Genomic DNA, 16964 nt, shown 5'->3' on the forward strand with positions numbered 1-16964 from the left:
GTTATCCTTGCTGTGAATCTACGCTGACTTTACGGAGTTTGGCATAATAAAATCCATCCCCGCCTGCTGGTTGAGGGAAGAATTGGAAACCGATCGCATTTTTATCTGTGTGGTTAAAGGGGAGTGCTTCTAGTCGAGCATTGGGGGTATTTTCTAAAAATTGAACGATTTGTTCGCTATTTTCTTCCGGTAAAACAGAACAAGTCGCATAGAGTAAAATGCCGTTTGGTTTTAATATTGACCACAGCGCAGTCAAAATTTGCTTTTGTAGTGCGACAAGGGCAGGGATATCTTGTTCTTGTCGTAACCATTTAATATCTGGGTGGCGACGAATAACGCCTGTAGCGGAACAAGGCGCATCAAGTAAGATGCGATCAAACTGACGAGAAGGCATTGGGATTTGATCAAGCCAAGTCATTGGCTGACTAGCATCACCGCAAATTACCGTAGCCTGTTGTTTTAGACGAGCTAGATTTTCATGTACACGCACTAAACGAGCTTCTTCAATATCTAGGGCAACAACGTTGGCTTCGGGGGCGAGTTCCAAAATATGTGTGGTTTTTCCACCTGGCGCAGCACAAGCATCTAAAATAAATTCATGATTTTTGGCTTCCAGTAAGTGAGCTGCCCACTGGGTATTAATATCTTGGACCGTTGCCCAACCGTCGGAGAAAAATGGTAAATTTTGTACCGCACTCGGTGTGGTTAAGCGTAGTGCAGAAGGATTGTCTGCGGGGTAACTTTCTTGTGAAAGTAGGGTGCGGTAGTGCGCAACGCTGGAATGTTGTTGATTAATACGCAGCCACATTGGTGGCTTTTGATTATTGGCCTCAATGATGTCACGCCAGTGTGGATAGGCTTTTTTTAGTTTATTAACCAACCATTCTGGGTGGAGCGTTTGCCAATGTTTATCAATGAGAGAAAGTATGGCTTCTTTCTCCCGTAAAAAGCGTCGCAACACACCATTAATTAAACCACGAAAACGCTCTGATTTAAGTACGCTAGTCGCATTGACGACTTCATCTACTGCAGCATGGCTTGGCACACGAGTATATAGTAGTTGATACAGGCCGACTAACAGTAGGCAATGCACAATGCGAGTTTTGCCTTTAAGTGGCTTGTCTACTAAATGTTGAATAATTCGCTCTAGACGAGGCAATACGCGACAGATACCGAAACAGATTTCTTGTAACAGAGGAAAATCTTGTGGTTTCACTTTATTTTGATAATGAGGCAATAAGGTAGAAAGGGATTGGCCCTGATCACATACCTGTAACACAATCTCGGCAGCTGCTGCTCGAGCAGAAAGTGCGGTGATTTTTTGTGTTTTTTTCATGTTATTGCCTCGTTAGTCTAGGATGTGTCCGACGGTAAACCAATCGGCACGACCATTTAGTAAATCTTGTGTAGACATAGGTTTTTTGCCGGCCGGTTGAAGCTGTAGCAGATTGAGTACCCCGTGCGCCGTGGCGACTTGAATCCCGGTTTTGTCGGCACGTAAAATGGTGCCGGGAGAGTGGGTCGTTGGGGGTAAGACGTCAGCTTGGTAGACTTTCAATGTATGAAGATTACCTGCAGCATCATGGGTTGTGAGATAACTCATTGGCCAAGGATTAAAGGCTCGAATACAGCGTTCAAGCTGTGCTGCGGGCAAATGCCAATTGAGCTTTGCTTCGTCTTTACTGAGTTTCTCGGCATAATTACTTTCATTTTCATTTTGTGGCTCGGCATGAAATTGGCCTTTTTCTAGCCCATTTAAGACATCAAGTAAGGCGGGTGGTGCAAGCTGGGCCAGTTTATTATATAGGCTCAGGGACGTTTCATCAGAGCGAATATCACAATAAACTTTATGTAGCATATCGCCGGTATCTAAACCTTCATCCATTTGCATAATGGTGACACCTGTCTGTTGATCACCAGCCCAAATCGCACGTTGAATGGGCGCAGCCCCACGCCAACGGGGTAAAATAGAACCGTGCACATTTAAACAACCTAGACGTGGTGCTTCTAAGACAGCCTTAGGCAGGATAAGCCCGTAGGCAACGACAACCATGATATCCGCCTGTAAGTCAGCCAGTGTTTGTTGCGCTTCAAGGGGGCGCAGGGATTTAGGTTGGTAAACAGGAATATGATGAGATTCTGCGAGAATTTTAACCGCACTTGCTTGTAATTTTTTACCTCGTCCTGCCGGTTTATCCGGCTGGGTATAGACGGCAATCACATTATGCTGTGAGTCAATTAGCGCTTGTAAATGTTGTGCAGCGAAATCGGGGGTTCCCGCAAAAATAATATTTAAAGGTTTCATCATGGTTCGTTCAGTCTTTGAATTAAAAGCAAATTCCCCTCTAAACAGAGGGGAGTCAGTGATTATTTATTGTTGGCGTGCGATTTGTTTTTGTAGTTTCAACATTTTGTCTTTAATGCGTTGACGTTTAAGTGGTGATAAGTAATCCACAAACAATACGCCATTAAGGTGATCAATTTCATGTTGGATACAAATTGCTAATAAATCATCAGCCTCAAGAGTAAATTCATTGCCATTACGGTCTAAGGCTTTGACTGTAACCTTTTCTTTACGGGGAACTAGCCCACGAAATCCAGGTACAGATAAACAGCCTTCTTCAATACCGGTTTCTCCGGAAGCATTTAAAATCTCAGGATTAATTAACACTAGTTGATTGCTCTTATCGCCTTCAATATCAATAGTAATAATGCGTTGGTGAATATTGACTTGTGTTGCAGCAAGGCCAATCCCTTCATTTTCATACATGGTATCAAACATATTGTCCACAATCTCGCGCACCCCATCATCGACTTGGGCAACAGGCTTTGCTACGGTACGTAGGCGTTCATCTGGATATAATACTACATTTAAGATAGTCATAATGTCTCTTTTAAGTTGAAATTCACCCCTCTATTTTACTTTATTTTTCTTGGGTTGCCCAATGGTATTCAGTTAGGGCGGCAAACTGCCCTAAATCTCCGTTTACTTAACAATAAATATCGTTTTTTAACAAAGTACGGTCTGTTTTTTGTTAATTTATGTGATCTCACTCTCAGATTCTAAACATTATAAAGAGTATTATTTAACCTCAAGCTTGTTCTATTTTTGAATACGAAAGAAAAGGAGGTATGGAGTAAATTCACAAATTTTAATGTTAAGCGTTTTGACAAAACAGAGGAGAAAGGCATATGAACGAAGTCTATATATTAGTCGTATTTGTTATTGCTATTGCAGTGATGATCTTGATGATCTCTAAATGGAATGTCCATCCGGCCATTACACTTTTATCAGACTCGTGCCGTAAAACTCCGTCCTTCAGGGCGGAGATTAAGGCACAAACGGCGTAAGCCGTTTCAAACCTAACTAATCAGGTGTTTGTTGCTGCTCGATGTATTGGCGAATAATGGAAATTGGAGCACCGCTGCAACTCCCTGCAAAATAAGACGGAGAGCACAGCTGATTACCCCAAAGTTTTTTTCGGATGTTTGGGGAGTTTTTCTTCCTAATCATTCGGCTTGATACACCTTTTAAGCTGTTCACAAGTGTAGATACATCCACTTTCGGCGGATATTCCACAAGTAAATGAACATGATCGTCTTCGCCGTCAAATTCAACTAATTTTGCTTTAAAATCATTGCAGACGCTTTCAAAAATCAATTTGAGTTCGTCTAAAATAGCTTTCGTAAAAACATCATGGCGATATTTTGTTACAAAGACTAAGTGAACATGCATATTAAAAACGCAATGCCTACCGTGTCTAATTTCTGTTTCTTTTTGCATAGACCAAGTGTAAAATGTTGAAAACTTACATTCTAAACCTTGTCAATGCAACTACGCAAAGCCTTTAAGTTCGAGATAATGCCAAACGGCAGCCAAATCCGCAGAATTAAACAGTTCTGTGGTTGCTCTCGTTTTATGTTCAATCGTGCGTTGGCTTGGCAAAACGAACAATACGAGCAAGATAACAGCTTTAAGTTCAGTTACACCAAAATCGCCAACTTGCTTCCACAATGGAAAAAAGAATTAGTTTGGCTAAAAGAATGTCATTCTCAAGTGCTTCAACAGTCTTTAAAAGACCTAGAAAGTGCGTTTAAAAATTTCTTTCAACAGCGAGCAGACTTCCCAAAATTTAAGAAAAAAGGTTTAAAAGAGAGTTTTCGCTTTCCGCAAGGTTGCAAATTAGAACAACAAAATAACCGCTTGTATCTGCCAAAGATTGGCTGGGTTCGCTATCGCAACAGCCGAGATATAGTTGGTGAAATCAAAAATGTTACCGTCAGTCAAAAGTGCGGTCGATTTTTTGTTAGTATTCAAACTGAATTTGAGTACGAAATCCCGACACATAAAGGCGGTGAAATTGGTATTGATATGGGCATTGCACGTTTTGCGACGCTTTCAAGCGGTGAATTTTTTGAGCCATTAAACGCCTTTAAAACCTACAAAGGCAAATTGGCAAAACTCCAACGCCAACTTAAAAACAAGGTTAAATTTAGTCAAAACTGGCAGAAATTAAAGGAAAAAATCGCCAAACTGCACCATAAAATTGCCAATTGTCGCAAAGACTTCTTGCATCAGACTTCAAGCAAAATCAGCAAAAACCACGCCATGATTTATATTGAAGATTTGCAGGTGTCAAATATGTCAAAATCAGCCAAAGGCACGGCGGAAGCACCAGGCAAAAATGTTGCTGCAAAATCAGGCTTGAACCAAGCGATATTAGATCAATCTTGGTTTGAGTTTCATCGTCAGTTGGACTACAAAACGCAATGGCAAGGTGGATTTTTAGTGGCAGTACCACCACAAAATACCAGCCGAACTTGCCCTTGTTGTAGTCATACAGCAAAAGAAAATCGGCAAACACAGGCGAATTTTGAGTGTGTAGAATGTGGTTATACAGAAAATGCCGATGTGGTTGGAGCGTTAAATGTATTGGTGCGTGGGCGAGCTATCGTCCACGCGTAATAAAATATCAGGGCAGGACATGTCCGTAGAGCTTGTGAAGTGAACCTCATAAGAGGTCAGCAGCAAGAACCCACCGAGAGTAGCCTATTGCTTGCAATTGGCACTAGTAGGAATCCCCGCCCTTTATGGCGGGGAGGATGTCAACTCATCTCAAATAAAACGTTAATAAAAGATATTCCTAAAGGGGAGATTTTTAAATTGAGTGATTTTGATTTTACCGGCTCTTGCCTGTATGAAATGTATACAAAAATTTAACGATTACTGGAAGAAAATAAGGCGTTTTGGCGCCTTATTTTTGTTTTACCTCTTCTCTATTAAATAGTACACTAGCCTTATATTCGCAAATAAGGAAAGCTTATGAAAAATTATTTAATTGCCCCTTCAATTTTATCCGCCGATCTCGCCCGTTTGGGTGAAGATGTCGAAAATGTCTTAAAGTGCGGTGCGGATTTAATTCATTTTGATGTGATGGATAATCATTATGTGCCAAATTTAACTTTTGGTGCGCCGATTTGTCAGTCTTTGCGTGATTATGGTATTACTTGCCCAATTGATGTTCATTTAATGGCGAGCCCAGTGGAACGTCTTGTGACAGATTTTGCGAAAGCAGGGGCGAATTCTATTACTTTTCACCCGGAAGCTGCGGTTCATATTGATCGCACCCTACAATTGATTCGTGACAATGGCTGTCAGTCTGGACTTGTATTTAACCCTGCGACACCGCTAAGCTATTTAGATTATGTGATGGATAAAGTCGATATCATTTTATTGATGTCTGTGAATCCTGGATTTGGCGGTCAGTCTTTTATTCCATCAACCCTTGATAAGTTACGCCAAGTTCGTCAGCGTATTGACGAAAGTGGCTTGGATATTCGTCTTGAAGTCGATGGTGGAGTGAAAGTGAGTAATATTGCCGATATTGCTCGAGCTGGTGCAGATATGTTTGTGGCGGGATCAGCGATTTTTGATCAACCTGATTATAAAAAGGTGATTGATGATATGCGAGCTGAATTAGCAAAAGTGCGGTAGTTTTTTAGGAAGATTTTATGACATCTCAATTTAAATTAATTGGTTTCGATTTAGACGGAACTTTAGTCGATAGTTTGCCGGATTTAGCGTTATCGGTAAACTCGGCTTTAGCAGAATTAGGTTTACCACAGGCGCCAGAAGCATTAGTAATGACCTGGATTGGAAATGGTGCGGATATTTTGAGTGCCCGCGCGTTAGATTGGGCTTGTGCACAGGCTGATAACCGAGCGTTAAGCGATGAAGAAGTGAAACATTTTAAACGCCGTTTCGGTTTCTATTATGGTGAAAATATTTGTAATATTAGCCGTTTGTATCCAAATGTGAAAGAAACCTTAGAAAAGTTACACGCGGCCGGATATGCATTAGCGGTGGTAACAAATAAACCAACCAAACATGTACAACCGGTGTTGGCGGCGTTTGGGATCGATCATTTGTTTTGTGAAATGCTGGGGGGGCAGTCATTACCTGCTATTAAGCCACATCCAGCACCATTGTATTATTTATGTGGTAAGTTTGGTTTATATCCAAAACAAATCTTATTTGTGGGTGATTCAAAAAATGATATTTTAGCTGCTCATGCTGCGGGCTGCGCTGCAGTGGGATTAACCTATGGCTATAATTATAATATCCCGATTGCGGAAAGTTGCCCGGATTGGGTATTTGATGATTTTGCTGACATTTTGTCTGTAGTGCGTTAAAAAAGATGAGTAAAACTCACCGCACTTTGTCGTTGAATAAAAAATAAGGAAAAGAATGAAATGACAAAACCCGTTGTCTTTAGTGGCGTTCAGCCATCTGGCGAACTAACCATTGGTAACTATTTGGGCGCGTTACGCCAATTCGTACAAATGCAAGACGATTATGATTGTTTATATTGTATCGTTGATCAACATGCAATTACAGTGCGACAAGATCCACAGGCGTTACGTAAAGCCAGTTTAGATGTGTTGGCGTTGTATTTGGCTTGTGGTATTGATCCGAAGAAAAGTACCGTGTTTATTCAGTCCCATGTACCGGAACATGCACAGTTAGCATGGGTATTGAATTGTTATACCTATTTCGGCGAAATGGGGCGTATGACACAATTTAAAGATAAGTCGGCACGCCACGCAGATAATATTAATGTGGGGCTATTTACTTATCCTGTGCTTATGGCTGCAGATATTTTGCTATATCAAGCTAATCAAGTGCCGGTAGGGGAAGATCAGAAGCAACATTTAGAGATCACACGTGATATCGCAAATCGTTTTAATGCGTTGTATGGCGAAGGAATGTTTGCGATTCCAGAAGTGTTTATTGCAAAATCTGGGGCGCGCGTGATGTCTTTACAGGATCCTGAAAAGAAAATGTCAAAATCTGATGATAATCGTAATAATGTGATTACATTATTGGAAGATCCAAAATCAGTGGCGAAAAAAATTAAACGAGCAGTTACTGATTCTGATGAACCACCAATCGTACGTTATGATCGCCAAAATAAAGCCGGTGTATCTAATTTAATTGATATCTTGCATGGCGTGACAGGGAAACCTATTGCAGAAATTGAAGCGGAATTTGAAGGCAAGATGTATGGGCATTTAAAAACCGAAGTGGCGGATCGTGTGTCTGAAATGCTCATTGGCTTACAAGAACGTTTTTGGCATTACCGCAATAATGAAGAGTTATTAAATCAAATCGCAGCAGAAGGGGCAACCAAAGCACGCCAAAAAGCAAAGGCAACATTGGAAAAAGTCTATAATGCGATTGGTTTTGTGATGCCATAAGAATAGCGCATGCAATCTAAGTTATTAACACGCGATCCCATTAAAGTTGTCGCCTCATATGAGGCGGCGAAAGGTGTGCTGGCCCTCATGGTGGCTGTCGCCGTTGTGATTTGGCGCAATGCATTGCCCGAGGTGATACAAAGCTTAATTTTTTATCTTCGACATCTTTTTGGAAGCTTAATCGCGACTCAATTAGATTATTGGGGAGATAAAGTAGAGGCTGCAGCCCATTATGGAAGTTGGGCTGCGTTAGCGCTGTTTTGTTATAGTCTATTACGTTTTTTGGAAGCTTACGGGCTTTTTCGTTCACGTAGTTGGGCATATTGGTTTAGCTTATTGGGTTATGGGTTATTTTTACCACTAGAAATGTATAAGCTTATACAAAACCTTGATAGTTTGATGCATTGGCTTGTGGTCATTATTAACTTGTTGGTTATATGGGTGATGTATCAACAAATGCGACGTAAAGGGCTATTGAATAAGTAAGTGAAGAGAGGAACAGAATTATCTGTTCCTATGATTTATTGTAGTATTGATAAGCTTCATCAATAGATGGAAAAGAATGCATATATCCTTCTTCTAAAACTAATGCATTGTCACAATATTCACGAATTGCCGCAGGGCTATGAGAAACTAAAATAATAGATCGATCTTTGCGCTTTTCGAATAACTCGTGTTTACACTTGGCGGCAAAGCGCGAATCACCTACCGCGATAACTTCATCAATTAAATAACAATCAAACTCGACAGAAAGGGATAACGCGAAAGCAAGCCGTGCTTTCATACCTGAAGAATATTTTTTCACAGGTTCATAGAGATATTCCCCTAACTCTGAGAATTCTTCTGTAAAACGTTTCACATAATCGACGTCTACATTATAAATACGACAAATAAAGCGCAAATTATCCATTCCCGTTAAGCTGCCTTGAAAAGCGCCACTAAATGCTAATGGCCAAGAAATACTCATTTCTCGACGGATAGTACCGCTTGTTGGTGGCTCAACGCCACTTATTAAACGAATTAATGTCGATTTCCCCGCGCCATTACGTCCCAAAATACCCACTTTCTCGCCTTTTTTAAGCTGAAAATTAATATCATGTAACACAGTTTTATAACCGCGACGTGTTAAATAACGCTTATTAACATGTTCCACACTGATCATGATGGTTCAATTCCTTTACTAAAATGCTTAACCATTAATAAGCCAACGAATAACAAAACAAGGTTACAAATTAATAAATACCATGGGTTTTCATAAGTGATGACAGTTGAGCCAAAATAGCCATGGCGAAACATTTCTGTTCCATGGATCATTGGAACCCAAAGTACATAATGGTGATATTGGCTTGGAATGGCGTGGACAAAAAACATCGCACCAGAAAGAGGGAACATCACGAAGCTAAGCGTTCCCCAAATCTTTCCAAAGGCCTCAATTTCTTGAGCAATAGAACAAATAATTAAGCCCAAGCCAATAGCAAACATTGCCATTAACAACCAAGCTAGCAACATATAGAATGTATCGTGTGGCATATTCATCCAACCGATAGCAATAAAGAAGCCCATTAGGACGATTTGGGCAATGGTGGCGCCTGCAATTTCGAGTAGCATACGAGCAAATAAAGTATCTAATACGCGCACGTTACGATGATATAACAAGCTAATATTGGCGCTGATTGCCCCAATAGCACGGTTAGATGCATTTCGCCACATCATCATCAAGGGATAGCCAGTAATGGCGAAAGCAACAATATTGAGTGTGGAAAATGCATCTGCACGTATATATCGCCAAAATAAAACAATGAGCAGTGTCATTACCATTGGCTCAACAAATAACCATAAAAAGCCAATATTATTACGCCCATAACGCGTAATAATTTCACGCATTAACAACGCATTAATAACACGACATTGAATTGCTAATGATTGTCGAAATGTCGTTTGATCTCCGTATTGCATTAGTTTTTATGCTCTCTCACACTGGCAATTAATAAACTTAATACCCCATAAATCATTAGACCGATGAAGAACGTAGCTAAAATGTTATAAAGGCGATAAGGTTCCAGGGCTAAGTCTGGTTTACTTGGTTGATTGATAATTTCCAAATAAAGCTGCTTACGATCGGCTTCCCCTTTCGCATTTTGTAAAGAGGTAATTGCTGTACTGAGCTGCTGTTGTGCTAGAGTATTATCTAAAACTAAACGTTGATATTCTGCGGTTTGGTTTGCAAGAGAATTTCCCCCGCCAAGCACACGTTGAATTTGTTTTTGAATTTCAGCCTTAATACTTTTTTCACGAACTTGTAAGGTATTTACCTGTGGATTTTGTGGTGAAATTGAACGTACTTGATCTAATTGCGTTTGAATATTAATAAGCTCGTCTTGTAAACGCGAAATTAAGCTGAGCTGAACTTCTGATTGAGATTGTAAATCAAAAATACCATGTTCAATACGGTATTTGCTCAAGGCCGCAGCAGATTCAGCTACGCGCTTTTCAGCTTCTTTCACCGATTGTTCCGCAAAAATAATGGTGTCACGTCTTGCACGATCGTTAAGGCGATTAATTAAGGCCTCACCTTGTTTTAATAACTCTATGTTGATTTTTTGTCCTTCTTCAGGATCAAAAGCTCGAATACTCAGTGTCGCAATGCCACTCAGGGCATCTACGCTAACCGTTTGACGTTTGCGAAAATATTGGTAAAAAGCTTCATTTTCATCGGATAAACCCAATGGATTAAAACGTGCAAAAAAATCGCCTTTATCTTCATAAAATTGACGAACAGGCAATGTATGCCCTAGCTGCTCTAGAGCATTTCGAGAAGTGATAAACTCTTGCACACTATAAGTATCATCTTGGGAGCGTGCGAATCCTACACTTTGTAATAGCGCGCCAACGCCGCTAAGAGAAGCCTGATTTTGTGAAGAACGCACGACAAAGCTAGATTCAGATACATAAATATCTGAAGCCCAAAAACTAAAATAAAATAATGAACAAAAAGTCGGTAATGCTACAGTAATCCAAAAGAGCGGTCGAAATTTATGTAAAAATGATTTTTTCTTGTTCGGTACCGTCTTCTGTGTAGCAACCTGCGTTTCAATGATTTCTGTCATGATATATCCTTATAAATTATTCACGCTATTGACCGTACTTGTAACGGGAGAACTAATGGAGAAAATAATGCGTAAGAATTTTTGGAATTCAGCCAGTGGCGCATTAGAGACATACACAATGTCGCGATTTTGAATTGGGAAACGTTGTAACCAAAACATTGATTTTGGCTCGAGTAAATTCATGCGATATACCGTAGGCACATCCATACCCTTGCTATAACCACGACTTGCCCAAAAATTTTGCTGAGTTAGAGAGAGAGAATCAAAAGGTAAATAGCGGAACACAAAAATACCACGTGGATCAGAACGTGTATCAATTAGCCCTCCCATGCGCCCAATGGCTTCTGCGAGGGTTAAACCTTTCGCTGAAAATTTCACTTGCTTATTCGCGCCAACCGCACCTAACGCAGTGAAACTCAACGGATTATTTAGGAGAGAAACGACATCACCAGAACGCAAAACGATATTTTCCTGTGGGTTCGCTGCTAATGTTTCTAAAGAGATGGTTTTCACCTGGCTGCCACGGGTCAGTTGTACAGAAATATCTTCCGCATTTTCACTTACACCACCTACAGCCGCAACCGCATCTAATACGCGTTCACCATGAGCGGTTAACGGCATGCGGATACTATTACCTTGACGTAGTACTGTAACATTCGCGGAATTATTTTTGACTAAACGAACCATAGCTTGTGGCTGATTAGCCATCGGCTTGAGGCGATTAACGATTTCACGTTGAATTTGTTCGGGCGTTTTTCCTCTAACATGTACCGCGCCTAAAAATGGAATTGTGATTTTGCCAGCCTCACTAACCATTTGCTCGGGTAAGCTTGTCAGTTGTGAACTCCCTGTCCCACTTTGATTTAACACAGAACCAAATAACACAGCTGGAGGTGCTTCCCAAATCATGACATCAAGCATATCTCCTGAGTTAACCGTACCGAAATAATTTCGTCCTGTTTGTGGGAACTGTGAGAATGATTGGGCTTGTTGTTGATTGAATAAGGTCGTCGTAATATTGTCATCAATTTCGACTACATTCACGACAGGCAATGTACTTGATTCGTTTTGTAACCCCATAATGCTACTTTGGCTAGGGCCTGAAGTTGGCATGGCATTACAAGCCATCAATAAGGTACAAAAACTTAAAGGAAAGAGATATTTTTTTATCATAGCTTTTTATTATTAGACTGAATAAAAGTTGGCACTATTTTAATGTGCTTAATTGAAATTAGCAAAATTTTGTAGCAAATAAACATCGAATAATCGCCCTTAGTATTATGCATTCGGCTTATTTAATATGCATAAAGTTGCTTTGCTGAACGGTTTGAGTATTCTTAATACAACAGAGACATGTGAGATTGAAATTATGATGAGCCTTAATTAAATTTATGGTACAATTGAGAACAATAATTGTCTTAATATATAACATAAAAAACAAATTATACTAACTTTTAGGGTCTATGAAAAAAGTTTTGACTTACGGCACGTTTGATCTACTTCATTATGGCCATATTAACCTTTTGAAACGGGCGAAAGCCTTAGGAGATCATTTAACCGTTGCAGTTTCTACCGATGAATTTAATTTAGGTAAAGGAAAAGTATGTGCTTATCCTTATGAAGAGCGAGCCTATATTGTGGAATCTATACGTTTTGTGGATTTAGTGATTCCTGAGAGGAGTTGGGAGCAAAAGATTCAAGACGTAGTTGAACACAAAATCGACATTTTCGTCATCGGCGACGATTGGCAGGGCAAGTTCGACTTCTTAAAAGAATACTGCCAGGTGGTTTATCTACCCCGCACCGAAGGGATTTCGACCACGCAGATTAAAGAGACGCTCTCCGGCCAATAACCATGAAGCCGCTTCGATCCGCACTTATCTCAAAATACCAACACGCGCCTTTTGTTCAGCGTTGCCTGCAGATTAAACACCACATCGCAGGCACTCGGCAGACCAGGGGCGTGCACGCTTATCTGTATCTTTATCAGATGGCGCAGGCATTTGAAACTGCCGATCATGTAGCTATTCATCAACTTGCCGATAAAATGCTTCAAAAAGGCGATCCTTTGGGGCATTTGTATTTGGCAAAAAGCCATTTGCTCACCAATGATAATGAGCAGGCAAAAGCAGTGTTGAGCCGGTTTTTAGCCGAAAATCCGCACCACGCCGAAGCCACCTATCTGCTGGCAGAAATTTATGTCCGATTATCGGATAAGGCAGCAGCGTGGCAATGTCTGCAAGAACTGCTGGCACATTCTAAGCGTGGCAAAACTTGGCAGCACTTATCCAATTTGGTGGATACGCCGTCTGAATTTGAGCGGTTTTGCACGCTGTTTGCCGGCTACTTTCCCGATTATCAAACCAAAGCCCTACCCTTTGATATCGCGAGCCATCTATCCAATGCCGCCACTCGTGCTGGCGATACTGGGTTTGCCCTTGAGCTTTGGCGTAGGCAGTATCGGTTGGGCGAACAGGTAAAAAATCTGCAAAAATCGACCGCTCTTAAGCAATATACGGACAAAAAAGCTGCCGCCGCGTTGGCAGCGTTAAAGCAGTGCTTGGATCATCAGCAAGTCGAATTTTTCTTAATCAGCGGTACTTTGCTCGGCTGTATTCGTGAAGGCAAACTGCTCGGACACGATAAAGACATCGATGTTGGCGTGTGGGAAACGCATACGGTGCAAGATTTGGCACGCATGATCCGCCAAAGCGGCTGCTTTTATATTTTACCGATTTACAGTCAAGATATTTTGGTGGTTCGCCATGTCAGCGGCATTACCATTGATATTTTTATCCATCATCGTGATGATGGCGATTATTGGCACGCAGGCGGTAAAACCAAGTGGAGCAACTCGCCTTTTGAGCTGACTTACCGTCGTTTTTTGGGTCAGGAATATCTCATTCCCAAAGATTACGGGCAGTATTTGACCGAAAATTACGGTGCGGATTGGCAAATTCCGAAAACGGATTTTGACAGCGCATTGGATACGCCGAATGTACACATTATTTCCGAGCAAGAATTTATCATTTATCTGTATAAAAAAATTATCTCAGCCGCACACAGCGACAGACGAAATCGATATATAAAAACTTTGCGTCTGTATGGCGAAAATGTCTAGGACACACGATGAAACTGTTAAAAAACTCATTCAACTATATGATTGCACCAGCCGCTTACCGCAACGGCTTGTCTTTATATAAAAAGAAACACTGGGGTGCAGCGCTGAATGCCTTTAAAACCGCTCATAAAGCTGCACCGAACAATCCGCAAATCGCCTTTAAATTGGGCGTATGTCATCTGAAATTAAAAAGTCTGCACGAAGCGCATTTTTATATTTCAAGAGCGCTTGAGCTTGCCCCTTATAACACCCAGTGGCAAATCCAGCTGGCGCAGTGCAACAAGCAGCTTGGCTTTTCATCTTATGAACTCAGTGCCACAGGCAAGCCGACCGCTGCCGTTCCCCGTATTTTACAAGGCGGCTATCGTCAGTCGCTGGGCGTTGCCATTAAGAAAAAACTGCTGCTCATTCCATCGGATTATAACCACCGAGTGATGGCGGACATTGAGCCGTTTATCGCCCATTATCAAGATGATTTTGATGTGTATGTGATTTTGCGTCAGCTAGACGAAGATGTGGTGTATAAGCCGTCGCATACTTTGGTGAAAAACGGCACATCATACGGCGAGTTTTTAAAGATGACCGCCGATTATATGATTGATGCAGGCACGATGAACTACGGCTACCGCATTAACGAGACCAACAAATGGGTGTCGGTATGGCACGGTATTCCGTACAAAAAAATGTTTGTTGATTTGGACATCAAGCATTTGGCAGGCGCTATCCGCTATGATTTGGCATACGACAGCATGGTATCAATGTCGGATTTTTATACCCAAACTTTCTTGCGTGGCGCTATGCGTTACGAAGGCGAAGTGTTGCAACTGGGCAGTGCCAAAATTGACAAATTGCTCGATAACCGCAGCAACCAAGCACGCTTACACGATTTGTACGACAAAATCGGCTTGCCACAGGGCAAAAAAATCGCCCTGTATGCCCCTGAATACCGCAGCGGACAAACATTTGCCGTACCGTTTGACACCCAAAAACTCTTAGACGTCTTGGGGCAGGATTATTGCCTTGTGGTGCTGTTGCCGGCAGCTCATCTGCGTGCCGCCAAGCCGTCTGAAAATAACGTGTACTACACGCACGCATTGGGCAAAAATGACGCGCTGCTGCTGGCTGATATTTTAATCAGCGACTACAATCCGCTGATTTATCAGTTTGACCAATACAACCGCCCTGTGGTGCTGTTTATCCACGACCACAGCGAATTTGCCGCCGCACACCCAAGCCGTCAGCACGAGCTGCGTATCATCAAACGCCGCCAATACACCGTCTCTGACGAAGCGGCTTTATTGGCGCTTGACTGGCTGCAAATTGAACGCCACAACAGCAAATTCAACACGCCTGAACACATTGATTTGGCGTATTTAAAACACTCGCTCGGTATCCCTGAAGGCAAGCGGATTGTGCTGTATGCACCGACTTTCCGTGAAGCGGGCGCTATGCCGTTGCCGTTTGATGTAGGCAGCCTGTTGGCAAATCTGGGTGACGATTACATCTTAATCACCAAGCTGCATTATCTGAACCATCTTGATCAGCATTATGACAATGTGATTGACTGCACATCGTCATCGGATATGGCGGATTTGATGAAAATTGCCGATGTGCTGATTAGCGATTACTCGTCTTTGGTGCTGGATTTTGCCCTGCTCAACAAGCCGATTGTGCTGTATCAATACGACTATGCCGATTATATGAAAAAGCGTGGCGTGTATTTTGATTTTGCCGATTATCTGCCGTCTGAACAAATCGTCCGCAGCGAAGATGAGCTGTTATCGATTAACTGGCAAACCATCAATGCCGATAACAGCAAAATCATCAACGAATTTTATCCGCTCGAAGATGGTAAAGCGACCCAGCGTATTGCCGAAGCGATTGCGTTTGAGCCACAAATTCGCCATGGTAAAGATGTGATTTTCTTGGTAAACGATTTGAACCAAATCGGCGGTATCCATAGCTTTGTCAAAAATATGGCGAAGTATTATAAGCAAGCCTACAACGCCCGAGTTTTTGTGCTGGCGATTAAAGAGTTTGCCGAAGCCAATTCCGAATTGCACGTTTTAGAAAGCCCGTATATTGACTATGCGATTTCCAGTCAATACTTGAATGGAGCCTGTGCCCATATTCTAAAAAATACAGACGGCATTGTGATTTCTTTACAGTTTTCTGCCCATATGCACTTCCAGCGATATTTGGAAAATGCCAAATCGGTGCTGATGTTCCACGGCGATGTCAAAGATATGATTTCCCGTGAAATGTACGGCCCGCATTTGAGCTGGCTGAACGAAGGCAAACTGTACAATTACCAAAAACTGCTGTTGTTGACCCAATCGGCAGTAGAGTTGCTCCGTCCGCATTTGAACGAAGAAATACAGGCAAAACTCGGCTTTATGCATAACTCCATTGACGCTGACTATACGCCGATAGCGTCTAACAAGCCGCTGCACACGGCGGTTATCAGCCGACTGGACGCAGATAAAAATATCTTTGCCATGATTGATTTGGGCAAACAAATCAAAGCGCAAAATGAACATATTGTGCTTAACATCTATGGCGACGGTGCATTAAAAGCCGACTTTATGCAGGCGATCAGCGATAACGGCTTGGACGGTATTTTGCGTGTGCACGGCTTTGAGAGCGACAAGCACAAAATCTTTGCCGATAACGACTCGCTGCTGCTCATGAGTAAATCCGAAGGTTTCCCATTGGTATTGCTTGAAGCCTACGCCTGCGGCAAGCCTGTGGTGGTGTTTGATTCCTTTACTGCTGCCAAAGATTTGGTGCTGCAAGGGCAAACCGGTTTCTTATTGCCTTATGGCGATTATCAAGGTGTGATTGCCGCTGTCAAACAAGTATCCGATATTGATCAAACCAAGATTAAAGCAATGTTTGAGCGTTTTTCTAATCAAAATGTGTTTGCACAATGGGATAAATTGATTGGCGAATTGGACGAGCTGTAAGGGGGCTTTAAG

16 protein-coding genes are annotated in these 16964 nt (G+C 41.8%); 8 read left to right on the forward strand and 8 right to left on the reverse strand.

Annotated features, from left to right (window positions below; all coding sequences use genetic code 11):
* Position 1: 1 nt before the first annotated feature.
* From rsmB to tnpA, 4 genes are all read right to left on the reverse strand, one after another.
* On the reverse strand, positions 2-1336 hold the full coding sequence (gene rsmB / locus CVP05_RS02885) for a 16S rRNA (cytosine(967)-C(5))-methyltransferase RsmB (RefSeq protein WP_100288067.1): 1335 nt from the start codon (positions 1334-1336) through the stop codon (positions 2-4).
* Between the two features lie 12 nt (positions 1337-1348).
* Positions 1349-2305, reverse strand: a complete 957-nt coding sequence (gene fmt / locus CVP05_RS02890; protein WP_100288171.1) for a methionyl-tRNA formyltransferase — start codon at positions 2303-2305, stop codon at positions 1349-1351.
* A gap of 66 nt (positions 2306-2371) precedes the next feature.
* On the reverse strand, positions 2372-2884 hold the full coding sequence (gene def / locus CVP05_RS02895; protein ID WP_100288068.1) for a peptide deformylase: 513 nt from the start codon (positions 2882-2884) through the stop codon (positions 2372-2374).
* Between the two features lie 483 nt (positions 2885-3367).
* Entirely contained in the window at positions 3368-3784 is a 417-nt protein-coding gene (tnpA, locus tag CVP05_RS02900; RefSeq protein WP_100288069.1) for an IS200/IS605 family transposase, read from the reverse strand.
* A 45-nt stretch (positions 3785-3829) separates the two neighbouring features.
* On the opposite strand from tnpA, the gene CVP05_RS02905 reads away from it, so the two are divergent.
* The 5 genes from CVP05_RS02905 to CVP05_RS02925 all read left to right on the forward strand — a co-directional run bounded on the left by CVP05_RS02905 (position 3830) and on the right by CVP05_RS02925 (position 8244).
* Positions 3830-4966, forward strand: coding sequence for an RNA-guided endonuclease InsQ/TnpB family protein (locus CVP05_RS02905; protein WP_100288070.1), 1137 nt, complete (start codon positions 3830-3832; stop codon positions 4964-4966).
* 357 nt (positions 4967-5323) lie between these two features.
* Entirely contained in the window at positions 5324-5995 is a 672-nt protein-coding gene (gene rpe / locus CVP05_RS02910; RefSeq protein ID WP_100288071.1) for a ribulose-phosphate 3-epimerase, read from the forward strand.
* A gap of 17 nt (positions 5996-6012) precedes the next feature.
* Positions 6013-6693, forward strand: a complete 681-nt coding sequence (locus CVP05_RS02915; protein WP_100288072.1) for a phosphoglycolate phosphatase — start codon at positions 6013-6015, stop codon at positions 6691-6693.
* Between the two features lie 60 nt (positions 6694-6753).
* Complete coding sequence (trpS, locus tag CVP05_RS02920) at positions 6754-7758, forward strand: tryptophan--tRNA ligase (protein ID WP_100288073.1); 1005 nt, start codon at positions 6754-6756, stop codon at positions 7756-7758.
* A 9-nt stretch (positions 7759-7767) separates the two neighbouring features.
* Positions 7768-8244: a DUF2127 domain-containing protein gene (locus CVP05_RS02925; RefSeq protein WP_100288074.1), complete on the forward strand. Its 477-nt coding sequence runs from the start codon at positions 7768-7770 to the stop codon at positions 8242-8244.
* 28 nt (positions 8245-8272) lie between these two features.
* Here the strand turns inward: CVP05_RS02925 and CVP05_RS02930 are convergent, their stop codons facing one another.
* From CVP05_RS02930 to CVP05_RS02945, 4 genes are read right to left on the reverse strand one after another with little or no spacing between them, the layout of a single operon-like run.
* Positions 8273-8920 carry an ABC transporter ATP-binding protein gene (locus CVP05_RS02930; protein ID WP_100288075.1) on the reverse strand — a complete coding sequence of 216 codons (648 nt, stop codon included), beginning with the start codon at positions 8918-8920 and terminating at the stop codon, positions 8273-8275.
* Positions 8917-9714 (reverse strand): ABC transporter permease, encoded by a 798-nt coding sequence (locus CVP05_RS02935; protein ID WP_100288076.1) that lies wholly within the window; start codon positions 9712-9714, stop codon positions 8917-8919. The genes CVP05_RS02930 and CVP05_RS02935 overlap by 4 nt, the downstream gene beginning before the upstream one ends.
* Entirely contained in the window at positions 9714-10865 is a 1152-nt protein-coding gene (locus CVP05_RS02940; protein WP_100288077.1) for a capsule biosynthesis protein, read from the reverse strand. Before CVP05_RS02940 ends, CVP05_RS02935 begins: the two co-directional genes overlap by 1 nt.
* A 9-nt stretch (positions 10866-10874) precedes the next feature.
* Entirely contained in the window at positions 10875-12038 is a 1164-nt protein-coding gene (locus tag CVP05_RS02945) for a polysaccharide biosynthesis/export family protein (RefSeq protein WP_100288078.1), read from the reverse strand.
* Between the two features lie 290 nt (positions 12039-12328).
* Here CVP05_RS02945 and tagD point away from each other — a divergent pair, with 290 nt between their 5' ends.
* Genes tagD through CVP05_RS02960 form a run of 3 tightly spaced genes read left to right on the forward strand, consistent with a single transcriptional unit; the run spans position 12329 to position 16952 of the window.
* A complete protein-coding gene (tagD, locus tag CVP05_RS02950) occupies positions 12329-12718 on the forward strand; it encodes a glycerol-3-phosphate cytidylyltransferase (RefSeq protein WP_100288079.1) in 390 nt (129 codons plus the stop codon).
* A gap of 2 nt (positions 12719-12720) precedes the next feature.
* Complete coding sequence (locus CVP05_RS02955) at positions 12721-13986, forward strand: tetratricopeptide repeat protein (protein WP_100288080.1); 1266 nt, start codon at positions 12721-12723, stop codon at positions 13984-13986.
* Positions 13987-13994: 8 nt separating this feature from the next.
* The gene (locus CVP05_RS02960) at positions 13995-16952 is read left to right on the forward strand and encodes a CDP-glycerol glycerophosphotransferase family protein (RefSeq protein WP_100288081.1); all 2958 of its coding nucleotides are present in this window, start codon (positions 13995-13997) and stop codon (positions 16950-16952) included.
* The last annotated feature ends 12 nt before the right edge of the window (positions 16953-16964 follow it).

Origin of the sequence: Conservatibacter flavescens (assembly GCF_002795425.1) — a bacterium.
In the GTDB taxonomy this organism is placed as follows: Bacteria; Pseudomonadota; Gammaproteobacteria; order Enterobacterales; family Pasteurellaceae; genus Conservatibacter; species Conservatibacter flavescens.

Bases quoted from the DNA above. Each gene is read 5' to 3' on its own strand.
- rsmB (WP_100288067.1), bottom strand. From the start codon at position 1,336: ATGAAAAAAACACAAAAAATCACCGCACTTTCTGCTCGAGCAGCAGCT.
- fmt (WP_100288171.1), bottom strand. From the start codon at position 2,305: ATGAAACCTTTAAATATTATTTTTGCGGGAACCCCCGATTTCGCTGCA.
- def (WP_100288068.1), bottom strand. From the start codon at position 2,884: ATGACTATCTTAAATGTAGTATTATATCCAGATGAACGCCTACGTACC.
- tnpA (WP_100288069.1), bottom strand. From the start codon at position 3,784: ATGCAAAAAGAAACAGAAATTAGACACGGTAGGCATTGCGTTTTTAAT.
- CVP05_RS02905 (WP_100288070.1), top strand. From the start codon at position 3,830: ATGCAACTACGCAAAGCCTTTAAGTTCGAGATAATGCCAAACGGCAGC.
- rpe (WP_100288071.1), top strand. From the start codon at position 5,324: ATGAAAAATTATTTAATTGCCCCTTCAATTTTATCCGCCGATCTCGCC.
- CVP05_RS02915 (WP_100288072.1), top strand. From the start codon at position 6,013: ATGACATCTCAATTTAAATTAATTGGTTTCGATTTAGACGGAACTTTA.
- trpS (WP_100288073.1), top strand. From the start codon at position 6,754: ATGACAAAACCCGTTGTCTTTAGTGGCGTTCAGCCATCTGGCGAACTA.
- CVP05_RS02925 (WP_100288074.1), top strand. From the start codon at position 7,768: ATGCAATCTAAGTTATTAACACGCGATCCCATTAAAGTTGTCGCCTCA.
- CVP05_RS02930 (WP_100288075.1), bottom strand. From the start codon at position 8,920: ATGATCAGTGTGGAACATGTTAATAAGCGTTATTTAACACGTCGCGGT.
- CVP05_RS02935 (WP_100288076.1), bottom strand. From the start codon at position 9,714: ATGCAATACGGAGATCAAACGACATTTCGACAATCATTAGCAATTCAA.
- CVP05_RS02940 (WP_100288077.1), bottom strand. From the start codon at position 10,865: ATGACAGAAATCATTGAAACGCAGGTTGCTACACAGAAGACGGTACCG.
- CVP05_RS02945 (WP_100288078.1), bottom strand. From the start codon at position 12,038: ATGATAAAAAAATATCTCTTTCCTTTAAGTTTTTGTACCTTATTGATG.
- tagD (WP_100288079.1), top strand. From the start codon at position 12,329: ATGAAAAAAGTTTTGACTTACGGCACGTTTGATCTACTTCATTATGGC.
- CVP05_RS02955 (WP_100288080.1), top strand. From the start codon at position 12,721: ATGAAGCCGCTTCGATCCGCACTTATCTCAAAATACCAACACGCGCCT.
- CVP05_RS02960 (WP_100288081.1), top strand. From the start codon at position 13,995: ATGAAACTGTTAAAAAACTCATTCAACTATATGATTGCACCAGCCGCT.